At 26.7% G+C, this 25466-nt stretch carries 28 protein-coding genes; 10 read left to right on the top strand and 18 right to left on the bottom strand.

Going from position 1 to position 25466, the window contains the following annotated elements; genetic code table 11:
• Positions 1–21: 21 nt before the first annotated feature.
• Together glmS and APAC_RS02430 are read right to left on the bottom strand one after the other, a co-directional pair.
• On the bottom strand, positions 22–1827 hold the full coding sequence (gene glmS, locus APAC_RS02435) for a glutamine--fructose-6-phosphate transaminase (isomerizing) (protein WP_130232604.1): 1806 nt from the start codon (positions 1825–1827) through the stop codon (positions 22–24).
• A 79-nt stretch (positions 1828–1906) separates the two neighbouring features.
• Positions 1907–2677 carry an inositol monophosphatase family protein gene (locus tag APAC_RS02430; RefSeq protein WP_130232603.1) on the bottom strand — a complete coding sequence of 257 codons (771 nt, stop codon included), beginning with the start codon at positions 2675–2677 and terminating at the stop codon, positions 1907–1909.
• Between the two features lie 139 nt (positions 2678–2816).
• Here APAC_RS02430 and APAC_RS02425 point away from each other — a divergent pair, with 139 nt between their 5' ends.
• The 9 genes from APAC_RS02425 (at position 2817) to APAC_RS02385 (ending at position 10880) form a co-directional block, all read left to right on the top strand.
• Positions 2817–3899, top strand: coding sequence for an ABC transporter permease (locus APAC_RS02425; protein WP_130232602.1), 1083 nt, complete (start codon positions 2817–2819; stop codon positions 3897–3899).
• Positions 3896–4522, top strand: a complete 627-nt coding sequence (locus APAC_RS02420; RefSeq protein ID WP_130232601.1) for an ABC transporter ATP-binding protein — start codon at positions 3896–3898, stop codon at positions 4520–4522. The genes APAC_RS02425 and APAC_RS02420 overlap by 4 nt, the downstream gene beginning before the upstream one ends.
• Positions 4503–6044 carry a heme-copper oxidase family protein gene (locus APAC_RS02415; protein ID WP_130232600.1) on the top strand — a complete coding sequence of 514 codons (1542 nt, stop codon included), beginning with the start codon at positions 4503–4505 and terminating at the stop codon, positions 6042–6044. The genes APAC_RS02420 and APAC_RS02415 overlap by 20 nt, the downstream gene beginning before the upstream one ends.
• On the top strand, positions 6032–7000 hold the full coding sequence (locus APAC_RS02410; RefSeq protein WP_130232599.1) for a hypothetical protein: 969 nt from the start codon (positions 6032–6034) through the stop codon (positions 6998–7000). The genes APAC_RS02415 and APAC_RS02410 overlap by 13 nt, the downstream gene beginning before the upstream one ends.
• Positions 6993–7511 carry a YceI family protein gene (locus APAC_RS02405; protein ID WP_130232598.1) on the top strand — a complete coding sequence of 173 codons (519 nt, stop codon included), beginning with the start codon at positions 6993–6995 and terminating at the stop codon, positions 7509–7511. Before APAC_RS02410 ends, APAC_RS02405 begins: the two co-directional genes overlap by 8 nt.
• A gap of 23 nt (positions 7512–7534) precedes the next feature.
• A complete protein-coding gene (locus APAC_RS02400) occupies positions 7535–8269 on the top strand; it encodes a metallophosphoesterase (protein WP_130232597.1) in 735 nt (244 codons plus the stop codon).
• A 3-nt stretch (positions 8270–8272) separates the two neighbouring features.
• Entirely contained in the window at positions 8273–8941 is a 669-nt protein-coding gene (locus APAC_RS02395) for a response regulator (RefSeq protein WP_130232596.1), read from the top strand.
• The gene (locus APAC_RS02390) at positions 8934–10310 is read left to right on the top strand and encodes a sensor histidine kinase (protein WP_228255937.1); all 1377 of its coding nucleotides are present in this window, start codon (positions 8934–8936) and stop codon (positions 10308–10310) included. Before APAC_RS02395 ends, APAC_RS02390 begins: the two co-directional genes overlap by 8 nt.
• 252 nt (positions 10311–10562) lie before the next feature.
• Positions 10563–10880, top strand: a complete 318-nt coding sequence (locus tag APAC_RS02385; protein WP_130232594.1) for a DMT family transporter — start codon at positions 10563–10565, stop codon at positions 10878–10880.
• Positions 10881–10937: 57 nt separating this feature from the next.
• Here APAC_RS02385 and groL read toward each other — a convergent pair whose 3' ends face one another.
• The 5 genes from groL to panD form a co-directional block, all read right to left on the bottom strand.
• Entirely contained in the window at positions 10938–12572 is a 1635-nt protein-coding gene (groL, locus tag APAC_RS02380; protein ID WP_130232593.1) for a chaperonin GroEL, read from the bottom strand.
• A complete protein-coding gene (gene groES / locus APAC_RS02375; RefSeq protein WP_130232592.1) occupies positions 12572–12829 on the bottom strand; it encodes a co-chaperone GroES in 258 nt (85 codons plus the stop codon). Before groES ends, groL begins: the two co-directional genes overlap by 1 nt.
• A 148-nt stretch (positions 12830–12977) precedes the next feature.
• Positions 12978–13838: a polyprenyl synthetase family protein gene (locus APAC_RS02370; protein ID WP_130232591.1), complete on the bottom strand. Its 861-nt coding sequence runs from the start codon at positions 13836–13838 to the stop codon at positions 12978–12980.
• Between the two features lie 3 nt (positions 13839–13841).
• Positions 13842–14162, bottom strand: a complete 321-nt coding sequence (locus APAC_RS02365) for a YbaB/EbfC family nucleoid-associated protein (RefSeq protein ID WP_130232590.1) — start codon at positions 14160–14162, stop codon at positions 13842–13844.
• Positions 14155–14538 carry an aspartate 1-decarboxylase gene (panD, locus tag APAC_RS02360; protein ID WP_130232589.1) on the bottom strand — a complete coding sequence of 128 codons (384 nt, stop codon included), beginning with the start codon at positions 14536–14538 and terminating at the stop codon, positions 14155–14157. The genes APAC_RS02365 and panD overlap by 8 nt, the downstream gene beginning before the upstream one ends.
• 283 nt (positions 14539–14821) lie before the next feature.
• On the opposite strand from panD, the gene APAC_RS02355 reads away from it, so the two are divergent.
• Entirely contained in the window at positions 14822–15343 is a 522-nt protein-coding gene (locus APAC_RS02355; protein WP_130232588.1) for a peptidylprolyl isomerase, read from the top strand.
• A 21-nt stretch (positions 15344–15364) separates the two neighbouring features.
• Here the strand turns inward: APAC_RS02355 and APAC_RS02350 are convergent, their stop codons facing one another.
• The 11 genes from APAC_RS02350 to APAC_RS02300 all read right to left on the bottom strand — a co-directional run bounded on the left by APAC_RS02350 (position 15365) and on the right by APAC_RS02300 (position 25464).
• The gene (locus APAC_RS02350; protein ID WP_130232587.1) at positions 15365–16714 is read right to left on the bottom strand and encodes a response regulator; all 1350 of its coding nucleotides are present in this window, start codon (positions 16712–16714) and stop codon (positions 15365–15367) included.
• Positions 16715–16719: 5 nt separating this feature from the next.
• Positions 16720–17109: a response regulator gene (locus APAC_RS02345; RefSeq protein WP_130232586.1), complete on the bottom strand. Its 390-nt coding sequence runs from the start codon at positions 17107–17109 to the stop codon at positions 16720–16722.
• Between the two features lie 6 nt (positions 17110–17115).
• Positions 17116–17598, bottom strand: coding sequence for a chemotaxis protein CheW (locus tag APAC_RS02340; RefSeq protein WP_130232585.1), 483 nt, complete (start codon positions 17596–17598; stop codon positions 17116–17118).
• A 91-nt stretch (positions 17599–17689) separates the two neighbouring features.
• Positions 17690–18943 (bottom strand): exodeoxyribonuclease VII large subunit, encoded by a 1254-nt coding sequence (gene xseA / locus APAC_RS02335; protein ID WP_130232584.1) that lies wholly within the window; start codon positions 18941–18943, stop codon positions 17690–17692.
• Positions 18944–18969: 26 nt separating this feature from the next.
• A complete protein-coding gene (gene ubiE / locus APAC_RS02330; protein ID WP_130232583.1) occupies positions 18970–19680 on the bottom strand; it encodes a bifunctional demethylmenaquinone methyltransferase/2-methoxy-6-polyprenyl-1,4-benzoquinol methylase UbiE in 711 nt (236 codons plus the stop codon).
• A 20-nt stretch (positions 19681–19700) separates the two neighbouring features.
• Positions 19701–19940 (bottom strand): hypothetical protein, encoded by a 240-nt coding sequence (locus APAC_RS02325; protein ID WP_228255936.1) that lies wholly within the window; start codon positions 19938–19940, stop codon positions 19701–19703.
• A 5-nt stretch (positions 19941–19945) separates the two neighbouring features.
• Positions 19946–20737, bottom strand: a complete 792-nt coding sequence (locus APAC_RS02320; protein WP_130232581.1) for a nucleotide-binding protein — start codon at positions 20735–20737, stop codon at positions 19946–19948.
• 3 nt (positions 20738–20740) lie between these two features.
• A complete protein-coding gene (locus APAC_RS02315) occupies positions 20741–21382 on the bottom strand; it encodes a 3-methyladenine DNA glycosylase (RefSeq protein ID WP_130232580.1) in 642 nt (213 codons plus the stop codon).
• The gene (locus APAC_RS02310) at positions 21375–22199 is read right to left on the bottom strand and encodes a TIGR00282 family metallophosphoesterase (protein ID WP_130232579.1); all 825 of its coding nucleotides are present in this window, start codon (positions 22197–22199) and stop codon (positions 21375–21377) included. Before APAC_RS02310 ends, APAC_RS02315 begins: the two co-directional genes overlap by 8 nt.
• A gap of 34 nt (positions 22200–22233) precedes the next feature.
• Positions 22234–24645: a PAS domain-containing sensor histidine kinase gene (locus tag APAC_RS02305; RefSeq protein WP_130232578.1), complete on the bottom strand. Its 2412-nt coding sequence runs from the start codon at positions 24643–24645 to the stop codon at positions 22234–22236.
• Positions 24646–25464: a histidine kinase gene (locus APAC_RS02300; protein WP_130232577.1), complete on the bottom strand. Its 819-nt coding sequence runs from the start codon at positions 25462–25464 to the stop codon at positions 24646–24648.
• Between the last annotated feature and the right edge of the window lie 2 nt (positions 25465–25466).

The following is a 25466-nucleotide window of genomic DNA, read 5'->3' as shown; positions in this document are numbered from 1 at the left end:
AAGTTTGTAAAAGTAGAGTGCTTACTCTACTGTTACTGATTTTGCAAGATTTCTTGGCATATCAACATCATTACCAAGTCTAATAGAAATTTCCATTGAAAGAAGTTGAAGTGCTACTAGCATTTCAAAAAATTCTAACATGTAGTGGTCAGTTTTTGCTGTTTTTATAAAATCATCAGCTAATTCAAAATCAAGTGGTGAAATTGCACAAATAGTACTATCTCTAGCACTTAATTCTTCTACATTTGATTTAATTTTGTCATATAATAAATTTTGAGGCATAAGTGCAATTGTAAATAACTCTGGGTCTGCAAGTGCTATTGGTCCATGTTTCATCTCACCTGCTGGATATCCTTCAGCATGTAAATATGAGATCTCTTTTAATTTTAAAGCACCCTCTAAAGCAAGTGGGAAGAATACATCTCTTCCTATAAAAAAGAAACCATGTCCATGAAGATATCTTTTTGATAATCTTCTAGTTTTTTCATGAATTTTATCATTTACAACAAGTGATTTAGGTACTTCTCTTAATGCATGTAACTCTTCTTGCATCTTTTCTGATGATATTACATTTTTAGCCTTTGCAAAATAAAGTGCTAACATCCAAAGTACAACAGTTTGAGTTGAGAATGCTTTTGTTGAAGCAACACCTTTTTCAATACCTGCTCTTGTTAAAATTGTAGCATCAGCAGTTCTAGTCATAGATGAGTTATCAACATTACAAACAACTAATGTCTTAAGGCCTGCATCTTTTGCCATTTTAAGGGCCTCTAAAGTATCTGCTGTTTCCCCACTTTGACTTATAACTACAAATAAAGTATCAGTAGTAAGAAGTGGTTCTTTATATCTAAACTCACTTGCAATTTCTACATTACACTTAACTTTTGAAAGCCTTTCAAAAAGGTATGAAGCAGTAAGTCCTGCATGATACGATGTACCACAAGCACAAATTTTAATTTCATTAATTCCTTCAATAATTGAAGAATCAATTTCATCAAAAGAGATACTCTTATCAGCAATTCTTCCAAGCATACAATCACTTACAACTGTACTTTGCTCATAAATCTCTTTTTCCATAAAGAATCTAAATCCATCTTTTTGAGCAAACTGTTTTGAACTAGGTAGTGTTGACCAAGAATAATCATCACTAAAAAATTCAATTGAATTAGAACTTGCAATTCCGCCAACACCATCTTCAAGATAAACCACATCATTAGATAATCCAATAAGGGGCGCATCTGATGAAGCAAATAATACTTCATTCTCTTCTTTTCCTTTTGCTACAATTAAAGGACTTCCATGTTTAAAGAAAAATACTTTTGTTGGATCTGCTTTTGTAATTAATAAAATTGAAAATGCACCCTCTAAGCTTTCTATTGTTTTTTTGAAAGCTGCTGTTGTATCATTAAGTTGGTTGTAAAAATTCTCAAATAAGTGAACTATAACTTCTGTATCTGTTTGAGATACAAATTTATGTCCTTTTGAACTTAAATCATCTTTTAATTCTTTATAATTTTCAATAATTCCATTATGAACTACATAAGAGTACTCACCTAAATGTGGGTGTGCGTTTAATTCTGTTGGTTTACCATGTGTTGCCCATCTTGTATGACCAATACCAATTTCATAGTCATTTTTTGATACTGTTGCATTTACTTTTTCTTCTAGATTTACTAATTTTCCTAAAGCTTTAAATACATCAATTTTTTCATCTTTTAATACTGCGATTCCAGCACTATCATAACCTCTATATTCAAGCTCTTTTAGTCCATCTAATAATATTTTTGTAGTGTTTTGCTTACCAATATAACCAACAATTCCACACATATAAATCCCTTATTCTAGCGTTTAAATAGTGATAATTATATTTAATTATTTCTAAATAGTTGCTTTTTTATTATTTTTCTTATTTAATTAACTCTAATAACGAATTATGAATATAACCATTTGTAGCAACAATATACTTATCTTCAAATAGTCTATAATCACTTCCATTTAGTGTTGAAACTTTTCCACCAGCTTCATTTAAAATTATTATTCCAGCACTAACATCCCAAGCTTTTAGGTTCATTTCATAATAACCTTCATAAGTACCACGTGCTACCATACATAAATCAATTGCTGCACTTCCTAATCTTCTTATATCTTGACATTTTGGAAGGATTGTTTTTATTTTTTCGATTACATCATTTAAATCATCACTATTTGTCCCACTTGAATATGGGAATCCTGTAGCCATTAGTGCTTTTTGAAAATCATTTTCATCTGATACTTTTATTTGTTTTCCATTTAAATATGCACCCTGGCCAATTTGAGCTTCATACATTTCATCTAAAATTGGATTATAAACTATTCCAATAAATGGTTTTTTATCTTTATAAACTCCAACTGAAATAGCTGTATGAGGAACACCATTTACAAAATTTGTAGTTCCATCAATTGGGTCTATTATAATTGAGTCTTTAAATTCAATATTTGAGTTATCAGACTCTTCTGCAATAATATTAAAATCAGTAAACTCTTCTGAAAATTTTTCTTTTAAAAAGTTCTCAACACCAACATCATATTTTGTAACTAAATCTTTTTTTGCTTTAAATGTCACATCTTTGTTTGAGTAGTAACCTTCATGAAGTATTTTTCCTGCTTCTTTTATAATCTCTTTTAATCTTTCTTTCATATCTTCACTTTTTTGTTTTTTGCAATTGTAACAAATGATAGTTACATACTTATTAAGAAATATGAACAAAAATTAATATTTTATTCATATTAGCTTCATATTGACAAACTAAACTTGCAAAAAATAAAAAAGGAAAACTTTGATTTTATATGCTTTTAAAGCACTTGCAGCAAATAAACTAAAAACTACACTTATTTTTGCAAGTCTGATTTTTTCTATCATATCAATCTTTTTAATCAGTTCTATTTCTAATGGAATTATAACTATGTATTCATCAATGTTAAAAAGTGATGGAGATATTATAGTTACTCAAGCAAAAATCTCTGATACATTTTTTTCAAACGTTGATATAAATCTAATTGAAAAAATCAATACAATTACTGGAGTAAAAGAATCATCAGCTTTAATTGTTGGTGCAAGTCCAGTTGAAAAACTTCCAATAGTAGCTATTTATGGAGTTACTCAAAATAGATTTAAAAACTACAAAATTGATAAAGGAAATTATCCATCAAACGATGAAGTAATTGTTGGACAATCAATTTTTGAGCAACTACAAAATAAAGAACAAATCCAAATAGCAAACAAAACATTTAAAATCTCTGGAGTTTTTAAAAGTGAAATTGGTTTTGAAAATGGTGGAGTTGTTTTAAATATTAATGATGCTGGAAAAATATTTAATAAATCTGCTTCAATGATTATGGTTAATACAAAACTTGAAGCAAACACAGACAAAATAAATAATGAAATAAAAAAACTACATAATGATATAGAAGCAAAATCAACACAAAATTTTGTAGATAACTATAATCAATTTAAAATCATTAAAACCTCATCAAATGTTATTTCAGCAATTGCATTTTGTATGGGATTACTTGGAATTATTAGTTTAATGAGCATAACAATAAATCAAAGAAGAGCAGAATTTGGGATAAAAAGGGCTATTGGAATTCCAACATCAAAAATAGTTTTATCAATTATGTACGAGAGTTTTATATTAGGTGTAATTAGCTTTATTGCAGCACTTGCTATTTCAAACTTAGCACTTTATTTTATAAAAAATGTTCAAAGCTTACAAGGTTATGTAAATGGAGAGATTTCATCAACTCTTGCAATATATATTTTTATAACATCAGTTTTGATGGCAATTATAGGCTCAATAATACCTGCACTAAATGCAGCTAAAACTGACCCGGTTGAGTTAATTCAAGGAAATAAAATATGATAAAAGCAATTAATTTAACTCATTACTACAATAAAGATAAAGCCTTAGAAAATATCAATTTAGAAATAAACAAAGGTGAATTTGTATGTTTAATTGGTGAAAGTGGTAGCGGAAAATCAACACTTTTGTCAAATCTTTCAACACTACTTAAACCTACAAGTGGAGATATTTTCTATGAAGAAACGAACTATAAAAATATCAAAAATATTGATAGCTTTAGAAAAGAGAATATTGGTTTTATTTTCCAATTTCACTATTTAATTAACTATTTAACAATTAAAGAAAATATCAAATTAGCAAATGAAAAAGCAAGTGATGATGACATTTCTACTTTTTTAAATAGTTTAGGAATTAATGATTTAAAAAATAAATATCCAACTGAGATTTCAGGAGGTCAGCGACAAAGAGCTTCTATTGCACGAGCACTTATTAACAATCCAAAAGTAATCTTTGCAGATGAACCAACAGGAAATTTAGACTCACAAAACTCACAAAAAGTTTTTGAAATGTTTAAAGATTTATCAAAAAAAGGAACAACTATTATAGTAGCAACTCACGATAAAAATTTAGCACAAATTGCTAATAAAATTTATGAGGTAAAAGATGGAAAAATTAATAAATAAACATTTTAAAATCTCTATTGTATTTTTTGCACTTGGACTTTTATTTGGAATTATATATTCATTAAATTTACTTGGCTTAAATATTAATTCTGAAACTTTAAGTCCAGTAAACATGAGATCAATTCATATTAGTTTAATGCTTTATGGATTTGTACCTTTAATGCTTTCATATTTACCTTTTTTACTAATAAATAAAGAAGTTGGAACATCTGAAGATGGTCTTAGATACTTAGATTTATATACTATTATTTGGTATATCTTTTTAGTATTTATGGTTATTTCACTTCTTCTTGGTAAAAATAGAGGTTTAGCATTTTATGATTTTGCTTATGAGTTAAATTTTTTACTTGCATTTGCTGGTGTTTTTTATATTATTGCCTTATATAAATTTATTAGACTTTACAAAGTATTACCTTTATGGATAAAAGTATGTTTAAGAGTTGTTATTATCGCACCTATTACTTTACTAATACTTATGAATCCAATCATTGGACAAGTTGAAAGTACGGTAACTGGTCCACATGGAGATAATACGCTTGGAATGAGTTTAGCTTTAATTCCTATTTATTATCTAATTATAAAACTACTTAATGAGGGTGAATTTGCTGCACGTTGGAATATTTTATGGATTATTCCAACTGTGTTTTATTTTGGAACAGTTTTATATAGAATTTTCTTTGAAGCCTTAACTTACAATCAAGAGTGGTTTGCCCAATATTTAACTTTATTATATGTTCCACTTCTTTACAGATGGTATAAAGATTCAAATATAAAAGTTCATGCAAAAAGAGCTTTACTAATCTCAATTTTAGCTTTTTTATTTGTTGATATTGAAGGAAATATTCTGTTTATTCCAGAAATTAGATGGTTATTTCATAGAAATGATTTAATAGTTGCTCATGCTCACGTTGCAATGGGTATTGGAGTTTTCTTTATGGTAATTTCTATGTTTATAAATCAAATAAAAGAATTACACAAAGAGATTTTTCTAAAACTATATTTAGTTGGAATTTTAGGGATATTTACAGTTTTATCAATTTCTGGATTTACTCAAGCTGGATTTAGCAATATTCCCACTGATAAATTATGGATATTAAGATCACTTTTTGGTCTTATTGCATTTAGTTTTATCTTTGCATTTATCAAAATTAGAACAAGCTATTCTAAACTTGAACTTTATAATTTAGCAGGAGTTTATGCTGATGGATTTGGTGGAATTTTTTTAATACTATTTGCAAGTTTTAGCTATCCACTTTTAGGTTTTAGTTTCAATGGTGTTTATGAATATGTTGTTTTTACTTTTGTAAGCATGACTGGAGTTATTCACTATATGGCTCTTAAAAATCCAAATTTTACACTTCTTACAGTGATTATTAGAGTATTTGCAAGTTCAATGTTTTTTGCACTATATGCAAGTGATAAACTTGGAATTGAAGCACTTTTAATCTCACTATTTGATTTAACATATGTGTTTATTTATTTAATCTTTTTTTATAAAAAGGAGCTATTATGCAAAGATTAATTTTAGTACTATTTATAGCAACTGAGCTTTGCTACTACTTACTTATTGCTCAAACTGGAATTGTTGAATACTTTTCTTCAAATATTTTTGTAATTGCACCTCTTCCAATTGGTGGAATTATAGGTTCATTTTTAATTCCTTATTTAAAAATAGAGAACAAAAATAAAATATCAATACTATTAGTAATTCAACTAATTATGAGTTTTATCTATCCAAACTTTAACTTTATAACTCTATTTATTTTAGGATTAACAGTTGGGGCTTTAGCACCACTAATTATAAATGAGATTAAAAAAGCTGATTTTATTCAACTTGGACTTGCCTTATGTATTTCATATGTGACTGGAACAATGATGTTTAACTATGATGTAGAATTAAGGGATATTATTGCAATAATTTTAACAATAATTACACTTATCTCTTCAAGATTTTTACCAAATAAAGAGTTAGAAAGAGACTATAGTGAAAGCTTCTCTTTATATGCAATGGTTTTATGGATATTCTTAGATTCTGCACTTTTTGAATCTCTTTCACGTGATATTACAATCTCAATTTGGAGAGATGGATATAGTTTAGAGATTGCACTATTTCATATAGTGGGAGTTGTTGCTGCTCTTACTTTAAAATTAGAAAAGAATCAAAAAGAACTATTTATTATAATACTTTTTGCACTTTCATATCTATTCTATTTTTTAAGAGAAGGATTTATTTTATCACTTATTTATCCATTTGTAATCTCATATTACAACGTAATTATTCTACAAACAATTATAAAAAAAGATTTTAAAACAATATCAATATATATGATTTTTATAGGTTGGATTGCTTCAGGGGCTGGGCTTTTTGTAGCATTAGAAAACCTAATTTTATTTGTACCAGTAATTTTATTAATAACCTTACTAAAAATTATGTCAAATCAGTTTATACCAAATAACAAGGAGGTTAATTATGTTTAAGGTATTAGTATTAATTTGTTTAGGTCTATTTGCAAGTGCAAGTAGTTTAGGTGTGTCAAGTGGGAGTATCCAAGCTCACACAGAGGTTTTTGGTGATAGTGAAATTAATCCAACAACAAATGAAGTTAAAGGAGAATTATCAATTGGTGATGCAATAACATCATTAAAAGGAAAAATCTATTTTGATACTCTTTCATTAATTAGTAGTAAAAAAGATAGAGATTTAAATATGTATGAATTATTAAATGCAACAAAATATAAAACCATTTCATTCAATATAAACCATGTTTTGCAAGTAGAAGACAAATATCTAATTAATGGAACATTAACTTTAAATGGTATTGAAAACAAGATATCAACAACAAGTATGATTATTGAAGAAAATGGTGCTTTAAAACTTGATGGTGGCTTTTCTATTTTATTAAGTGAATATGGAATGAAACCACCAACAATGTTTTTTTTAACAGTTAGAGATCAAATCGATATTACTTATAATTTAGAATTGAAATAATCTAAAATAAGGAATCTTTAATCATGAGTAAAAGAAGTCTACCAAAAGCTAGAACTTTAGAGGTAAAAGTTTCAAATGAAAAGTTAAATCATTTGAAACTACTTCACTTGAGTGATTTGCATATAAATAAGAATTTTCCAGATGAGATTCTACATGAATTAGTTTTTTATTGCAATTCACTAGATTATGATTTTACAGTTATTACTGGTGATATTATTGATTGTAAAGTTAAAAATATAAAAGAAAAACTTGCAATTTTAAATAACCTAAAAGGTGATGTTTATTTTATTAGTGGGAACCACGATTTAGTTTATGGATTAAATGATTTAAAAAAAGAGTTAACAAACTTTATTTTTATGGATAATGAAATAAAAAAAATTGAATATAAAAATGAAATCATAAAATTAGTTGGACTTTCTGATAGATTTTCTAAGTTTTTTGGAATTAAAAGAGATGAAAAAAAAATATTAGCAAGTATAAAAGAAAGTGAACCTACTATATTTATCTCCCACCAACCAAAGGATTATAAATTAGCTTTAAATTCTAACCTTTTTTTATGTGGACATACCCATGGAGGTCAAATTTTTCCTTTTCATTATTTAGTAAAAATAGTTCAACCTTTTTTATCTGGTCTTCATTATGTAAAAGATACTGCAATCTATGTAAATTCTGGGCTTGGTACTTGGGGAATAGATATGAGGTATAAAGCACCAAGTGAAATTACCATATTAGAATTAATTCATAAAAGTGTAGAATAGCATATGAAAATTTTAATTATAGAAGATGACGAAAAAATTATTAACTTTTTAAAAAAAGGTTTAACTGAAGAGTGCTATATAGTTGACTCTTCAACAAATGGAGATGAAGGATTATATTTAGCAAGTGTAAATGAATATGATTTGATTTTACTTGATATTATGCTTCCTATAAAAGATGGAATTGAAGTTTGTAAAAGTTTAAGAGCTTCAAATATTCAAACTCCTATTATAATGCTAACAGCTAAAGATTCAATTGAAGATAAAATAAAAGGTTTAGATATTGGAGCAAATGATTACCTTGCTAAACCATTTTCATTTGCAGAATTACTTGCAAGAATTAGGGTACAACTAAGAACTACTTCAAATGTACAAACAAAACTACAAATTGCTGATTTGGAGCTTGATTTACTAAATAAAACAGCAAAAAGAGATTCTCAAGAAATAGTACTAACATCAAAAGAGTTTACACTACTTGAATACCTAATTAAAAACAAAGATAGAGTTTTAAGTGAGACTACAATCAGTGATTCTTTAAGCTCTTTTGAAAACTCAAATATGAGTAATATAGTTAATGTTTATATCTATAGAATTAGAAATAAAATAGATAAAAATTTTGATAAAAAACTTATAAAAACTGTAAGAGGAATAGGATTTAAAATTAGTGATGTCTAATCTATCAATAAAAAGAAAATTAGTTTTATATAGTATAGTTATTCAATTTTTAGTTTTGATAATATTCTCTTTTGCACTTTATAAATCACTAGAAATCACTACTTTAGATAAAATTCAAGCTAATCTAAAAGTAATTATACTTGATGTTACAGATGATATTTTAGAACATCAAAATATTAGTGATAAAACCTTAGATGAAGATATTGAGTATATGATGGATCCCTTATATATCAGAGTTATGGAAGCTACTAAACACAAAACAATATCAAAAACTCCTAACTATCCAGATAATATTATTCATGATGATGACTATTTAGAAACCTTAGAAAAAGAGATAATCACTTTTGAAGAACAAAACAACTATTTAGTTAGTAGAATAAAAATTAATTTCCATAAACAAAATGATATTATAGTTGAAGTTGCAACTACAAAAGAGATATTAAGCTCCACTCTTGAAGACTTACTTTATATACTTTATTTTATTTTACCAATTATTTTAATATTTTCAATACTTGGTGGAAACTTTATTATATATAAATCATTTTTACCAATTGAGCAGATATTAAATCAATTAAAAAGAATCAATGCAAATGATTTGTCTGAAAGAATAAAATCAACGAATACAAATGATGAGATAGACTCACTGATACTTGAAATAAATTCCCTTTTAGAAAGAATCGAAGAATCATTTCAAAGGGTTAGCCAATTTAGTTCAGATGCATCCCATGAACTAAAAACTCCACTTACAATAATTAGAGGTGAAATAGAAATAGCACTTAGAAAAGATAGAGATATTGATGAATATAAATCGACTCTTCAAACTTCACTTGATGAGATATTAACAATTGAGCAAACAATAAATGACTTACTATTTTTAGCAAAAAATGAAAATGAAATCATGATAGATAAAATGCAAAACTATTATATAGATGAAATAATTGATGAATCAATTAATGAAGTAAAAAATCTTGCAAAACTTCATAATATTAATATCATTTTAGATTTAAAAGATAGTGTTGAATTTAATTGTTATGCAAATTTAATCAAAATTGCATTAAAAAATATACTAAAAAATGCAATACAATATAGCTATAAAGATAGCAAAATTATTGTAAAAGGTAATAAAAACAATAGTTTTTTTGAAATTTCAGTACAAGATTTTGGAATTGGTATTGAAAAAAACAAACAAAATAAAATATTTGAAAAATTTTATAGAACAGATAAAAGTAGAAATAAAAATTCAGGGGGTACGGGCCTTGGAATGTCCATTGTTAGGAAGATTGTAGATATTCATAATGGAGATATCAAAATTCAAAGTAATGAAGATATTGGAACAACAATCACACTAATCTTAGCTTTAGAAAAATAATTTTTTTTAATTTCAGTAAACTTTAATTTAAAATGATGTTATAATTACATTATCAAAACAATACGGAGGTGTAAATGACGAAGGATTCACATTTTTAGCATTGTTAAACACTAATTAAGATATTAAATTTACTTACGAGTAGATTATATAAATGAGTGTATTATTTATAAAAATAATTTTTCAAGGGAAGTTTTTATAACTTCCCTTTTTTAATACTCAAAATTTATTACATTCATTAAATAAAGGACTTATATGACGGGTTGGACATATTTAATTATTGCTGGCTTACTTGAAATAGGCTTTGCTTCTATGATAAAACTTACTGAAAATTTTACAAAAATATTTCCTACTATTTTATTTATTTTATTTGCAATGGCAAGCTTTTATATGTTAACTAAAGCTATTGAATCTATTCCAATAGGAACAGCTTATGCAGTTTGGACTGGAATTGGAGCAATAGGAACAGTAATAGTTGGAATAGTTTTTTATAATGATCCCGTAAGCTTTTTACGATTATTCTTTATATCTATGTTAATATTTTCTATTGTGGGGTTAAAACTAGTAAGTTAGAAATAAGTCTCTTAAATAAATTAAGAGACTTATTTAATTGATGAAGTCTTAATATGACTACATCATTCCTGGCATTCCGCCCATTCCACCCATATCTGGCATAGCTGGACCTGATTTTTCTTCTTTAATATCTGTTACTGTTGCTTCAGTTGTTAATAATAATGAAGCAACTGATACTGCATTTTGCATAGCTACTCTTTCAACTTTTGCAGGATCTACAATACCAGCTTCAAACATATCTACATACTCACCAGTTGCAGCGTTGAATCCTAAATTATCACTAGATGCTTTTTCAACTTCATTTACAACAACACCAGCGTCAAATCCAGCATTGATTGCAATTTGTTTCATAGGTGCTTTAATAGCTCTTAATACAATATCTGCACCAATTTGCTCATCACCATCTAATTCAAGGTTTACTTTAGCAGCAGCTCTAATTAATGCAGCCCCTCCACCAATAACAATACCTTCTTCAACAGCAGCTCTAGTTGCAGAAAGTGCATCATCAACTCTATCTTTTTTCTCTTTCATTTCAGTTTCAGTAGCAGCACCTACTTTGATAACTGCAACACCACCAGAAAGTTTTGCTAATCTTTCTTGTAATTTTTCTTTATCATACTCAGAAGTTGTATTAGCCATTTCAGCTTTGATTTGATTAACTCTTCCAGTTACTGCATCAGCTGTTCCATTTCCATCAACAATAGTTGTATTATCTTTATCAATAACTACTTTAGAAGCACTTCCTAATACATCAATACCACAAGTATCAAGTTTCATTCCTAACTCTTCAGATACAACAGTACCGTTTGTTAATACAGCGATATCTTCTAACATAGCTTTTCTTCTATCACCAAATCCAGGAGCTTTAACAGCAGCAATATTTAAAGAACCTCTTAATCTATTTACTACTAAAGTAGCTAATGCTTCACCATCAACATCTTCAGCAATGATTAATAAAGGTCTTCCTGATTGATTTACTGATTCTAAAATTGGTAACATCTCTTTTAAGTTAGAGATTTTTTTGTCATATAATAAAATAAATGGATTATCCATTTCAGTAATCATTTTCTCAGAGTTTGTAATAAAGTATGGTGATAAGTAACCTCTATCAAATTGCATACCCTCAACAACATCTAATTCATCAACGATACCTTTAGCTTCTTCAACAGTAATAACACCATCTTTACCAACTTTATCCATTGCTTCAGCAATCATAGCTCCAATTGCTTTATCAGAGTTTGCAGAAATTGTAGCAACTTGCTCAATCTCAGTTTTATTAGCAACAACTTTAGAAGACTCTTTTAAGTTAGCTAAAATTGCTTCACAAGCTTTATCCATACCTCTTTTTAAAGAAATTGGGTTAGCACCTGCTGTTACGTTTCTTAAACCTTCTTTGAATACTGAATGTGCTAAAACTGTAGCAGTTGTAGTACCATCTCCTGCTTCATCAGCAGTTTTAGAAGCAACCTCTTTTACAAGTTGTGCACCCATATTTTCTAATGTATCTTCAAGTTCAATTTCTCTTGCAACAGAAACACCATCTTTTGTAATTGTTGGAGCACCAAAAGCTTTTTGTAATAAAACGTTTCTACCTCTTGGTCCCATTGTAACTTTAACAGCATCTGCTAATTTTTCAACACCTGAGTATAATTTATTTCTTGCACTATCACTAAATGAAATCTCTTTTGCCATTACATAACTCCTATAATATTTTCAATTTCTAATACTAAATAATCTTCACCTTCTAAAGTGAATTCAGTTCCTCTGTATTGTTCAAATACAATTGTGTCACCCTCTTTTAACTCAGTAACATCTGTACCAATTGCTTTTACAACAGCTGTATTTGGTTTTTCTTTAGCTGAATCAACTAAAATAATTCCGCTTGCAGTTTTCTCTTCTGCTTGTGTTCTTTGAACAAGAACTCTTTTACCTAATGGTTTAAAATTCATTATACTTCCTTCTTTATTTTTAATTATGTTATATTTCTAATTTAACTTAGAATTTAGCACTCTAAATTTCCAAGTGCCAAATTTTATAAAATTTTTTATAAATTGTCAAGAGGTTTGAGTTAAATTGACTAAGAGTATATCAAAAGTTTTATTTATGTCTATTGATATACTTTAATAAAAGTTCTTCTAATGAGTTTTTTAAATTATCTTCAAGTGTGTTTAATGTAGCTTCACACTTATTTGCTAGTTCATTTGCACTATTAATTGCACCATCAAGGCCAAGTAAATTTACAAAAGAGTTTTTTGATTCATCATTTTGAGTAGTTTTTCCAGCTTCTTCACTAGATTGAGTTTCATCTATAATATCATCTTGAATCTGAAATAACAATCCTAAGTCAATTCCAAAATCATATAATTTATTTTGAGTTTCTATGTCATATTCACTGATTATTGCACCCATTTTTAAAGAAGCTGCAATAAGTCTTGCAGTTTTATGAATATGTAAAAACTCTAGTTGATTAAGTTCAAGCTTTTGATTTTCAAAAAAACAATCAATTGCTTGTCCTATAATCATTCCATCAATTCCGCCATTTGATGATAAACATTTTACTAACTCTATTTTTATGTCATTATGTAATGATGCATTTGAGATTAAATTAAAAGCTTCAGTATTTAAAGCATCCCCTACTAAAATAGCAGTTACTTCATCATATTTTTTATGAATTGTTTCAAATCCTCTTCTTAAATCAGCATTATCCATAGAAGGTAAATCATCATGAACTAATGAATAAGTATGCAAAAACTCTAAACCAAGAGCTACAGGCATTGCATTTGCTAAAAGTAAAGATTTATTTGATTTTACAACTGAAAGTAAAAGCATAGGTCTAAATCTTTTTCCTCCAGCTTTTAGCATCTCAGATAAAGCATCCTCAAAATATGGATGAAAAGATTTAGATTGTGGTAAGTTATTTAATAAATAAGTTTCGAACTGTTGTAATAGTTTTTTCATATACTACTTTTGGCCAAAAGAACCAAGACCACCCATCATGTTCATTGCCATCATTTTTTTGTTTTCATCACTTTGTTTAATTACATCATTCATAGCAGAAATTAGTAAAATTTGTAAAGAGTCTTTATCCTCTAAAAGTGAATCATCAATTTGTAAATCTACGATTTCAGAATTACCATTGATAGAAATTTCTACCATTCCACCACCAGCTTTTGAAGTAAAAATTCTTGATTCATTCTCTTCTTTAGATTTTTCAGCCATTTCTTGAAATTGACCCATCATTTTATTTAAATCTAAATTTTTTAAATCAATTCCATCAAACATAATCACTCCCTACTAACTCATTTGTAATTAAATCAATATCATTTTTATCATTAACTAAAACTACAGTTGGCTCATAATTTTCTAATTCAGATTCATTGTATGAAGCATAAGCAATAACAATAATTTTATCACCAATTTCAACTTTTCTAGCTGCTGCTCCATTTAAACACATATCTTTGCTTCCTGGCTCGCCTTTAATAACATATGTTTGAAATCTTTCACCATTATTAATATTAACAATATCAACTTTTTGACCAACTCTTAACTTAGCCGCTTGCATAAGCTCATAGTCAACTGTAATTGATCCAACATAGTTAAGATTTGCATCTGTAACTGTTGCTCTATGAATTTTGCTATATAGCATATCAAATGTCATATACTTAAATCCTTTTTAAATTTCCTAAATTAACTGGCTTTTTGCCTTAAATATATTCTCTTGTGATTCTATCTATTTTGTCCTTAGATAATGAAGCACGATTAAATATATAATCTAGGTTATGATTATATGGCGTATTGTATAATCTTTAAATAACCCTTACTTATAAAATCTTTGAATTTTAACACTTTTTTTTTAAACTTGACTAAAAAAGATTCTTTAATTTATTTTTAAACCTATTATACTATACTTTTTGTCCTATATTTAAATTAAAAGGTAGAAAATGAAAAAAATTTTATTTTTTATTTGTACTTTTGTGTTACTTTTAGAAGCTTCAAATCCAATTGCAATAATGAATACTACAAAAGGTTCTATTGAAATTGAACTAAGACCTGATATTGCACCAAAAGCGGTTGAAAATTTTGTTACTCATGCAAAAAATGGCTACTATGATGGATTAATATTTCATAGAATCATTAAAAATTTCATGATTCAAGGTGGAGACCCTAAAGGTAATGGTACAGGTGGAGAATCAATTTGGGGAAAACCATTTGAAGATGAGTTTGCACCTAATGCAATATTCGATAAACCAGGTATTTTAGCTATGGCAAATTCTGGAAGAAATACAAATGGTAGTCAATTTTTTATTACAACTGTTCCAACTTATTGGTTAAATGGTAGACATACAATTTTTGGTTATGTAGTAAATGGCATGGATGTAGTAAAAAAATTAGAGAGTGTTCCAACTGCTAGAGGTAATAAACCTTTAATGGATCAAAAAATTATATCTATTACAATAAAATAAATATCTAAGTAAAATCTTAATTTAGTTAAAGATTTTACTTAATAACTTACCATCAGCAACTGATATAATCTTTTTTTCTAATTGTTCAAGCTTAGTTGATTCATCTTTAGCTTTTTCTTTCCAGTATGCTAATTTCTCAACTAAAACCTCATCATTTTGTATACTGTTTAGTTTTTCTTCTAGCTCTTCTAAAGACTGTTTATATTCATCCTCTTGCATTTCATAATGCAATTTTAGATTAGATAACTCTTTTTCTTGTATTTCTCTAAGATAAGAAACTTTATCTTCAAGTCTTTTTATTTGATATTTTAAATCTGAATTCTCTTTCATCAGTTTAAAACTACTTGTATGCGACGAATTCTTTTTTTGTAGACCTAATTCTGTTTTTAAGTTTTTAATTTCAATCTTATATTTTTGTGCACTGTGCATGTATTTATCTATACTTGTTAAAGCTTTATTTAAATCTTCTTGAGCTTTTTGTAATTGATTTGATAATTCATTTATCTTTATTGTTTGCTCTAGACTACCTTCTTGACTTCTTTTAAAAATATCACTTTTATCTCTCATTAATGCAAGTTGAATTTCTCTTTTTTTATTTTGTTCTTGAGTTATATCTTTTTGAATTGAAATAGTACCATTAATCTCTCCATTGTCATCTAAAAGAGTAATCATATAACAATCTGTTGTATAAGCACTACCATCACTTTTTCTATTTTTTAAAGTGCCACTCCAAGGCTTATTATTTAGAACATCTGCATATAAACTTGTATAAATATCTTTTGACATATCTTTATGAGCTAAATCTTTGAATTCTTTTCCTAGCAACTCTTTTTTTGAATAGCCAGATATTTTACAGAAAAGATCATTTACATAAGTGATTTTCATTTTGCTATTTGTTTTAATTACGATATTAACAGAATCAATTACATCTTTAAATTTACTAAGTTCTTTAATACTTAATTCTAATAAAGTATCTTGATATTTAACTTTTGCAATCTTAGAAATAGACTCAATAAGACTTCTAATATCCACAGGCTTAATTATATATTCTTGAACTTTTAATTTTATTGACTCTAAAAGATAATTATTATCAGAGAAAGCTGTAGTAAATATAACAGGAATTTCCTCATCTTTTTTTCTAATTTCTTTAATCATATCTATACCATTTAAGATTGGCATATTTATATCTGAAAGTATTATATCAATTTTGTTAGAATGATATAAATCTAAACCTTCTAATCCATTTTTAGCCACAAAAACATTGTTAAAAAAATTTAAAAGAAGTTTTGACAACTCAGTTCTAACAACATCATCATCTTCAACATATAATAAATTAAAATTTTTAAGAAGATTTTTACTATTAGTTTTCATGAAAACTACTTAATTTTCATATCAACAATTATATCAATAAAATTTATAAAATCGAAAGGTTTTAATAAGTATTTATCTACTCCATACTCTTTAGCTTTTTGGATATACTCTTCTTCAGTATGTGCAGACATTACAATCGTAGGTATATTTTTGCCCTGCTCTTTTAACTTTTTAATCATTTCTAAGCCATTCATATGAGGCATATTAATGTCCGTTATAATAGCATCTATATCACTATTTTGTGATATAACTTCTAAAGCCTCAACGCCATTAGATGCAGTTAAATAATTAATTTCTAATTTTTTTAATGCGTCACAAATTATGTTAAGAAGCTCTTCTTCATCTTCAACAAACAATAATTTTAATTTTCTTAACTGCTGGATTTTTTCTTGCATGTTAACCTACTTATCAATTAATTCTTCTTTTGCAACTACTTTTTCAATATCCATTATAACTAGCATTTCATTATTATCTAGTCTAACATAACCCTTTAAGTATTTTGAAGGGATTGCAGAACCCATTTCAGAAACTGGAGCTAATGTGCTTGTATCTAATCTTTGAACATCATCAACTAAATCAACAACAACTCCAAGCATTCTTTTATCTTCTGTAATTACAGCAATTACAGATGTATTTTCATCATATTTAGCAGGTCCTGTATTAAATTTAGTTCTAATATCTAAAATTGGTACCACTTCACCTCTTAAGTTAATTAATCCCTTAACCCATTTTGAAGTATTTGGTAAAGTTGTAATATTATCTGGATACGTTAATATTTCTCTAATTTTAGGTAGTTCTATTGCATACTTCATAGCACCTAATTCAAAAGTCATATATTCACTTGTGTTTGCCCAGTCAATTACTTTTTCTTCATTATTTTCCATAGAGTTTTCCTTTTAACGTGCACCATATACAGCTTGTGTATTGATTAATTCATATAAATACACAATATTTTACCTATAGTAAACTTAAATTTTATTGTTTTTCTAAGTTATTTACAGTACATGTAGCAATATATTTGGGACTTTGAAGTTCTATTTTATCACCAATACTTATTGTATCCATAGAAATTATTTTATTTTCTTTTGAAATCTGTACAAATCCATTTTTATCTTTTTTATCAGGATGATTCATTTCATAACTAGATTTTAATAAATCTAATTGGGATTGTGATTTAGATAAAATCGAAGAGATTGAGTTTTTAAATGTAGAATTAAATAGATTTAACTCATTTTGTGTGCTATTAATTTTTTGAATCAAATCAGTTCTAAATGATGATTTTAACATTTTAATTTCACTTTGAATATACTCAAATTTACTTTCAATAGAGTTTTGAATAAAGAGTGTTTTTAAGTTTGTGAGTTTTTGTTGTTTATTTAAAAGAATATTATTAAATCTATTTTGATATTCATTTGAAACATTATCTAAATACATTCTATGTTCATTTATATCAGGCAATGCTATTTCAATAGCATTTGATGGAGTTGCTGCTCTAACATCTGCTACAAAATCACTTATTAGATAATCAACCTCATGACCAACAGCAGATATAATTGGTGTTTTTGCCTCATAAATAGCATTTGCTACTATTTCTTCATTAAAAGCCCAAAGATCTTCAATACTTCCGCCACCTCTTCCTACAATCATCACATCGCAGTTTAAACTATCTGCATATTTAATAGAATTTGAAATATCAAAAGCCGAACCCTCACCTTGAACTAAAGTTGGGATTAAAATAAACTCCACCAAAGGCCATCTATGTGTTGCTACTTTTTTCATATCTTCAATAGCAGCACCTGTTGGAGAAGTTACAAGTGCAATTTTCTTTGGATATTTTGGAAGTGTTTTTTTAATTTCAGCCTTAAAGTATCCTTTAGCATCAAGTTTCTCTTTTAACTGCTCAAATGCAAGTGCTAATGCACCCTTTCCTGATGGTTCAATTTTATTACATAATAATTGATAATTTCCCCTTGGAGCATATACTGTTATATTTCCACTAATATTAATTTTTTGTCCAACTTCAAGTTGAAACTTTAAATACTTTGCATTTCCCCTAAACATTACACATGAGATTGTAGAGTTTGCATCTTTTATTGAAAAATATATATGCCCTGAATTATGATAAGTTAAATTAGAGATTTCACCCTCAACATAAACTTGAATAAAAGTCGTTTCTAGTAGTGATTTAATTTGTGTATTTAGTGTTGTTACACTTATTGGTGAGTTCAAAATAGATTCCTAAAATGCAAGAAAAATTAGATTTTTCTTGCAATTATTAGTGTTGAAATATTCATAGAAAATGCTTTAACATGAACAGGTTCAAGCCCAGCGTTTTTAAGTTCATTACATAAATTTTCTGTTGTTAAAAACTCATCAATTGAGTTTGGTAAATATGTATATGCTTCTTTATTTTTTGAAATCATTCCACCTAAAGTTGGTAAGATTTTATTCATATAAAAATCAGTTACATGGTCAAGTAATTTCTCTTTTTTATTTTTTGTAAACTCATTGATTACTACTAAACCATCTTTTTTTAGAACCCTTGCAAATTCATTGAAAGCTTCTTGTCTTTGAACTACATTTCTAATTCCATAAGAGATAGAGATAATATCAGCACTATCACTATCAAGAGGCATATCAGCAGCTCCTGCTTCAATAAACTCTACATGAGGAAGTTTTTTCTTGCCTACTTCCATCATACCAACACTTGGATCTACTCCAACTACATTTTGTAAGTCAATACCATTTTCTTTTGCTACTTTTTCCCAGTAGATAATCATATCTCCAGTACCACAAGCAACATCTACGATTTTTTCAATTTGTTTATTTCCATAAAGCTCAAATGCTTTATTACAAGCTTTGTTTCTCCATGATTTATCAATTCCCATTGATAAAACTCTGTTTGCTACATCATATGTTCCTGCAATATCATTGAACATTGATACAATTTTTTCTTGTTTACCCATTTATTATTTATCCCTACTATTTATAAAAAAAATTTTGCTACTAATAAACCTAAAACAAAACCAATGTTAACAGCAACTGCAATTGCCATATATGAAACTTTTTTATTAGCTTCTGGGATTTTATAAATTAAATCCTCTTGGTGTTTTAGTGTTTGCTCAAAATTTTTTGATGATTTTTCTAAATTTGTAACTGCTTTTTTTAAAGCGATTTCAGAAAATTCCATTCGTTCAACAAGCTCTTTTGCTTGTTTAAAACTCATATCACTCATTTTTTAATATCAATCCATTTATCTAAATCACAGAAAATTCTATTTAAAGTGTTGATTACATAATCTTTTGCTTCAGTTTGAATTCTTCTAAAAAAAAGATATTTTCTAGCACTTTCAATATCTCCAAGCTCTTTTGCTTTCATAGCTTTTGCTGCAAAATCACTATTGTTGTATGCCATTTCCCAAACTGTACTTCCTAAGTATCTACTCATTGTAATTACTTTATCATTTTTAACTGGAAAGTATTTTGGATTTTTAACAAAGTCACAAATTACTGAGTTTGAATCTAAATATTTATGTCCAAAAAAGTTAATAAACTGTTCTTTAAAATAATCCTCTTCCATAGAGATTGATCTATTTAAAGCAAATATAATATTCTCTTCTGGATTTTTTTCAATCTTTTTGATTTTTTTCATTGTTGCAATTGCATTTTTTCCATCAAGTTCACCATCACCTAATGGAATAATCCATTTAACATTTCCAAAAGAACCAACTTTTTTAATCTCTTCAAGCACAAGTGAAGATGTTTTATTTCCACCAACATCAACTATAACTTCATGATTATCATCCATTAGGATTAATTCATCAAGTTCAGTTAATCTGTTAGTTCCTAACATCTTTTTATTTACAATTTCTGTTCTTGTAAATGATTGAGAATCATTATTCTCATCATCAATTTCAATATATGTAACTTTTTTTCCGTGCTTTTTATACAAGTATGGAGCGATTACTTGCATTGCAACTGTAGATTTACCTACACCACCTTTTGTCTGTGGAATTATAATCATCAATTAGCCCTTTGGATTTTGTTTCATGTATTCAACAATTTTGCCATGAAATCGACAATATATTCTATTTAATGAGATTTCATAACCATATAGTTTGGATATTTTATCGTAATTTTCATTAATTCCATATACCAGCCATTCTTGTAGTTCTTCATAGCTTTCAAATTCATATCCAAATCTACTTAATAGTTTAGCGCTATATTTATCAACTACCATATAATCTTGCTTACAAGCATAACACATAATAGCATCAGCAGTTTCAGGACCAATTCCTTTTTGAGCTAATAACCACTGTCTTGAAACATTTTTACAAAAAATTTCAAAGTATTCAAAATCTTCAATTATATTTTTACAGATTTGTTTAATTCTTAGGGATTTTTGATTTTTAAATCCACTTGGAGTAATTGCATTTATTAAAATTTCATTATCAACTTCTATTAAATTTTCTAAACTTAATAGATCTAAATTTCTAAGATTTTCTAAGGATTTTTCGACATTTGTCCATTTTGTATTTTGAGTTAGAATTGAGCCTAAAAAGATTTCAAAATCATTATCATTTGGCCACCAATTTATTGGCTCATCTTCTAATAAATTCTGCTCTTTTAAAAACTTTAAAAGCTCATAAGAGTTAGAAATACTATTCAACAAAGGCCTCTGTTATAAAGTGTTGACTTTTATTGCAGTATTTTTTTAGTTTAAAAGCATTAGAAGCTTTGCCATCGCTCATATCTACAACCATCATTTGTAAAATTGATTTACAATTATTTGGAACTTCAAAATGCCCACCAATTCCTGTTGTTGCTTTTTGAACTGGAATTTTTGCATCCATTCCAATAACATTGTCTCTACAACCTGTAAGACCAATATCTGTTAAATATGCAGTATTTTCAAATATTTGTAAATCATCAGTTCCTACGTGAGTGTGAGTTCCACAGATTGCACTAACTTGATTTTTAAACATCATTAGCATTACTCTTTTTTCACTTGTAGCTTCACCATGAAAATCTATAAATATATTTTTAACTCCCTCATCATGAAGTTTTGATATAACTTTTTTTGCCCAATTAAAAGGGTTCTCAACTGTAGGCATAGCAAATTGTCCCATTAAATTTACAACTGCTAGTTTTTCAATGTCATCTTTACTTGAAACTTCAAAAACCTTTACACCACTTCCAACTAATCCTTCAGGGTAATTATCAGGTCTTAACACATCAGCATTCTCAAGTAATGCCATCATATCTTTTTTCTTATCAAAACTATGATTCCCACCTGTAATAACATCTATTCCTGCTTTAAAAAGCTCAGAACTATTTGTCATAGTTAAACCAAAACCATGACTTGCATTTTCTGCATTTGCAATTACAAAATCAATCTCATATTGTTCTTTAATTTTTGATAAGTTCTCTTTAATAATTCTTCGACCAGGTCTGCCTACAATATCTCCAATAAATGCTACTCTCATCACCCTACTTTAATTTTTTTGTAATTGTATTTAATTAACTATTAGAGATTTCTTCAAAGGCCTTTAATCTAACCTCAAAAACAGCACCTTCATCTTCATTAAAAGCGATTATAGTTCCATCTTGTTCTTCTACAATTTTTTTAGCAATATTTAATCCAACACCCATTCCACTGTGTTCTTTTGAAGACATAAAAGGTTCAAAAATATCTTCAATAATATCCTCTTTTATGCCACCAGCATTATCTTTAAATCTTATAATAATTTCATCACTTTCATATTTAATATTTATTGATAAATTTCTTTTTTCATAATCTTCAATTTTTACAAGTTCGTCTAATGCATTATTCACAATAATAATCCAAACTTGTTCTATTCTTTGCTTTTGAACTATACTAAAAAACTCAAACTCATCTTTACTTGAAGTATTTATATTAAATAATTTATTATTCAAGTAGATTTTTGAAACCTGTTTTGATCTATTATGTGCCATTGTTAAAGATGTAATAAGTGTTGCATAGATATTAGTATTCTCTTTTATCTCTTTTGTACTTTGAGACATTTCTCTCATTGAATCAACTATGTTTGCAATTCTTTCAATTCCCTCTTGCATCTTTTCACTATCAGATTTCATTCTTTCTTGAATTGAACTTTCAGGTAAATCTAAAATATCATAATACATCAACTCTAAATTACCTTTTATATAAGTAAGAGGTGTATTTATTTCATGGGCAATGCCAGCAGCTAATGAACCAATAGAAGTTAATTTTGCATTTTTAATTTGTTCTTGTTGATGAAGTTTGTCTTTTTGAATACTTTTTTCAACTTCTTCTTTAATTCTTAGTTCTAAATTTTGATTTAACTCTTGTAATTTTCTTTTATCTTCAAGTGAATTAACAACAAAAACAAAATGTTTTTCATCTGATAATAGATTAAAAGATACTTCTAAATGAACTTCATTTCCATCTTTGTGTAAAAATATTTGTTCTATATTTGAAATATATCCCAACTCTTTAACTTCAAGGAGTAATTTAACTAAAATCTCTTTGGAGTCTTTAAATACCAACTCTAAAAAACTCATATTTATTAAATCTTCATTTGAATAACCTAGAAGTTTAGTAAATACATGATTGATTTTTTTAAAATTACCATCTAAATCTATTAATGCAATTCCACTATCAACATTTTCAAAAATCGCATTATATTGAGTATTTTGATGATTAAGGTCTTCATACAAATCTTGAATCATTATCTTATCACTTATATCTGTTGCAATGATTGTAAAACTTTTAACCACTTTTTCATCATAATTTGCTTCAACATTTATTCTAAGCCACAAACTTGATCCATCTTTTTTTTGAATTTCAATTTCACTTGAAAAAGCTTTTTTATTTTTAACTATTTTTTTTAGGTTTTTAAAAAGATCTTTATTTTCACTTTTTAAAATTTTTTTATACTTTTGTCCTATAAGTTCAGATTTCGAATAACCTGATAAATAAGCAAATGCCCTACTAATATCAATAATTCTGTTTTTTGTATCAATTTTTATAAATATAATATATTTATCTATTAATTTTTGACTTTGCTCTTTAAAACTTTTTTTAATATCTTCATCTAAAGCCTGATTTTTCTCTTCAATACTTTTATTTAAACTTGCAATAGGCTTTGTAAATAAAAGAGCTAAAAATATTGATAATAATAGACCAATTACTATTACTGACTCATAATAGTTACTAAAAAATTGAATATCAAAATCATATTTTATTTCACCTATAAAAGTTAAATATTGATTATTATTTATATCAATATTTTTTGAGATAAAACTCTTTTTATTGGTTAAATCTTTAAATGCTTTATTATGATAAATAGAATAATCTTTTTTCATATCAAAAATATAAATTTCTTCATTTATACTTATATTTTTTAATATATTATTAAAATCAACCTCTAAAATAAAAAAGCTATCTTTAGTTCTTAATATAGATACTAAAATTGGAGTATCTTTTTTTTCATAAAAATGATAAAAATTATTCTCTTTTAATGTTCTTATATTTTTATAATATGATTTATTATAAATTTCATGAATAATTTTATTTTCAATGGAATTACTATTTGGAATTTTTAATAGAATATTTCCCTTTAAAGTTGAAATAGTTAAACTATTTAAAGTAGTATCTTTTTTTAGAATTCTTTTTAAATCATTATCAAAATTGTTATCTTTCTTAAAAGCATAAATATCTTTCAAGAAATTCACTTTCTTTTCCAAATCTAAAATATAATTTTTAAAAATCTCTTCTTTACTTGAAATAAGTTGTGTTATCAATTCTTGTTTTTGTTTCTTAGAATGAAAACTATAAAAATGATTAAATACAAATGTAGAAAAACCTAAAAGTAAAATGGCAAAAATTACAAAAGCAATAAATAATTTTACGTAAAAAGATACCTTCATCTACAATTTACCTTTTAAATTATTTAACTTTAAATAGTAATTTGTAGTTTTTTTTGTATACTCACACCAAATTATACCATTACTTTTTTTTACTAATAATTTACACAAATATAAATAATCTCCTATGTTTGTTCCAACAATAGAACTATCTTCAATTGATAAAATAGAATCTATAAACGTTTTACTTTCTATTTCTAAATTATCTTCTATTTTAATTAATACTCCATCATCTTCTTTAATTGTTTCTATATAAATTTTAGTCTCTTCATTATTTGAAATTGTACTTTGTATCACAATATTTTTCAACAAATTAAATAGTATATTTCTTAATTCAACAGGGTTTAATTCAATAGAGAAATCATCAAAGCTTATATATTTCAAGCTTATTTTATTTAGCTCAAACTCATTACTTAAAACATCATTTAACTCATTTATAATATCTTTAATAATAATTTGTTCATTTTTATTTTTATTAAATAAATATTTAATTTCATTTAACATGTAAGATAAACTTTTTAACTCACTTTGAATACTATTATGTATTCTTAAAAGTTGTTCTTTTTTTATATGTTCTTCATTTATTTTTGATTTTAACTCAGATAATTCAGAAGATATTCTTAAAGTTGGATTTTTCCATTGATGAGAAATTGAATCTAAAATTTTAGACATTAATTCAACTTTTGTATTATCTATTAAATCTTTATTTTTAACTCTTATATTATTTAATCTATTGAGCCGCTTGCAAATTCCACCATCATAAACTAGTGAATTTGTAAACCTACTAAGCTTATCAAGCAGATCTTTTAAACTTTTAATCATTT

It is taken from the genome of Malaciobacter pacificus, from assembly GCF_004214795.1.
Lineage (GTDB): Bacteria > Campylobacterota > Campylobacteria > Campylobacterales > Arcobacteraceae > Malaciobacter_A > Malaciobacter_A pacificus.
This window is presented reverse-complemented; position numbering and strand designations above follow the sequence as displayed.

Excerpts from the sequence above, each read along its gene's own strand:
- glmS (WP_130232604.1), bottom strand. The coding sequence starts at position 1,827 with ATGTGTGGAATTGTTGGTTATATTGGTAAGCAAAACACTACAAAAATA.
- APAC_RS02430 (WP_130232603.1), bottom strand. The coding sequence starts at position 2,677 with ATGAAAGAAAGATTAAAAGAGATTATAAAAGAAGCAGGAAAAATACTT.
- APAC_RS02420 (WP_130232601.1), top strand. The coding sequence starts at position 3,896 with ATGATAAAAGCAATTAATTTAACTCATTACTACAATAAAGATAAAGCC.
- APAC_RS02415 (WP_130232600.1), top strand. The coding sequence starts at position 4,503 with ATGGAAAAATTAATAAATAAACATTTTAAAATCTCTATTGTATTTTTT.
- APAC_RS02410 (WP_130232599.1), top strand. The coding sequence starts at position 6,032 with ATGCAAAGATTAATTTTAGTACTATTTATAGCAACTGAGCTTTGCTAC.
- APAC_RS02405 (WP_130232598.1), top strand. The coding sequence starts at position 6,993 with ATGTTTAAGGTATTAGTATTAATTTGTTTAGGTCTATTTGCAAGTGCA.
- APAC_RS02400 (WP_130232597.1), top strand. The coding sequence starts at position 7,535 with ATGAGTAAAAGAAGTCTACCAAAAGCTAGAACTTTAGAGGTAAAAGTT.
- APAC_RS02395 (WP_130232596.1), top strand. The coding sequence starts at position 8,273 with ATGAAAATTTTAATTATAGAAGATGACGAAAAAATTATTAACTTTTTA.
- APAC_RS02390 (WP_228255937.1), top strand. The coding sequence starts at position 8,934 with ATGTCTAATCTATCAATAAAAAGAAAATTAGTTTTATATAGTATAGTT.
- APAC_RS02385 (WP_130232594.1), top strand. The coding sequence starts at position 10,563 with ATGACGGGTTGGACATATTTAATTATTGCTGGCTTACTTGAAATAGGC.
- groL (WP_130232593.1), bottom strand. The coding sequence starts at position 12,572 with ATGGCAAAAGAGATTTCATTTAGTGATAGTGCAAGAAATAAATTATAC.
- groES (WP_130232592.1), bottom strand. The coding sequence starts at position 12,829 with ATGAATTTTAAACCATTAGGTAAAAGAGTTCTTGTTCAAAGAACACAA.
- APAC_RS02370 (WP_130232591.1), bottom strand. The coding sequence starts at position 13,838 with ATGAAAAAACTATTACAACAGTTCGAAACTTATTTATTAAATAACTTA.
- APAC_RS02365 (WP_130232590.1), bottom strand. The coding sequence starts at position 14,162 with ATGTTTGATGGAATTGATTTAAAAAATTTAGATTTAAATAAAATGATG.
- panD (WP_130232589.1), bottom strand. The coding sequence starts at position 14,538 with ATGACATTTGATATGCTATATAGCAAAATTCATAGAGCAACAGTTACA.
- APAC_RS02355 (WP_130232588.1), top strand. The coding sequence starts at position 14,822 with ATGAAAAAAATTTTATTTTTTATTTGTACTTTTGTGTTACTTTTAGAA.
- APAC_RS02350 (WP_130232587.1), bottom strand. The coding sequence starts at position 16,714 with ATGAAAACTAATAGTAAAAATCTTCTTAAAAATTTTAATTTATTATAT.
- APAC_RS02345 (WP_130232586.1), bottom strand. The coding sequence starts at position 17,109 with ATGCAAGAAAAAATCCAGCAGTTAAGAAAATTAAAATTATTGTTTGTT.
- APAC_RS02340 (WP_130232585.1), bottom strand. The coding sequence starts at position 17,598 with ATGGAAAATAATGAAGAAAAAGTAATTGACTGGGCAAACACAAGTGAA.
- ubiE (WP_130232583.1), bottom strand. The coding sequence starts at position 19,680 with ATGGGTAAACAAGAAAAAATTGTATCAATGTTCAATGATATTGCAGGA.
- APAC_RS02325 (WP_228255936.1), bottom strand. The coding sequence starts at position 19,940 with ATGAGTTTTAAACAAGCAAAAGAGCTTGTTGAACGAATGGAATTTTCT.
- APAC_RS02320 (WP_130232581.1), bottom strand. The coding sequence starts at position 20,737 with ATGATTATAATTCCACAGACAAAAGGTGGTGTAGGTAAATCTACAGTT.
- APAC_RS02310 (WP_130232579.1), bottom strand. The coding sequence starts at position 22,199 with ATGAGAGTAGCATTTATTGGAGATATTGTAGGCAGACCTGGTCGAAGA.
- APAC_RS02305 (WP_130232578.1), bottom strand. The coding sequence starts at position 24,645 with ATGAAGGTATCTTTTTACGTAAAATTATTTATTGCTTTTGTAATTTTT.
- APAC_RS02300 (WP_130232577.1), bottom strand. The coding sequence starts at position 25,464 with ATGATTAAAAGTTTAAAAGATCTGCTTGATAAGCTTAGTAGGTTTACA.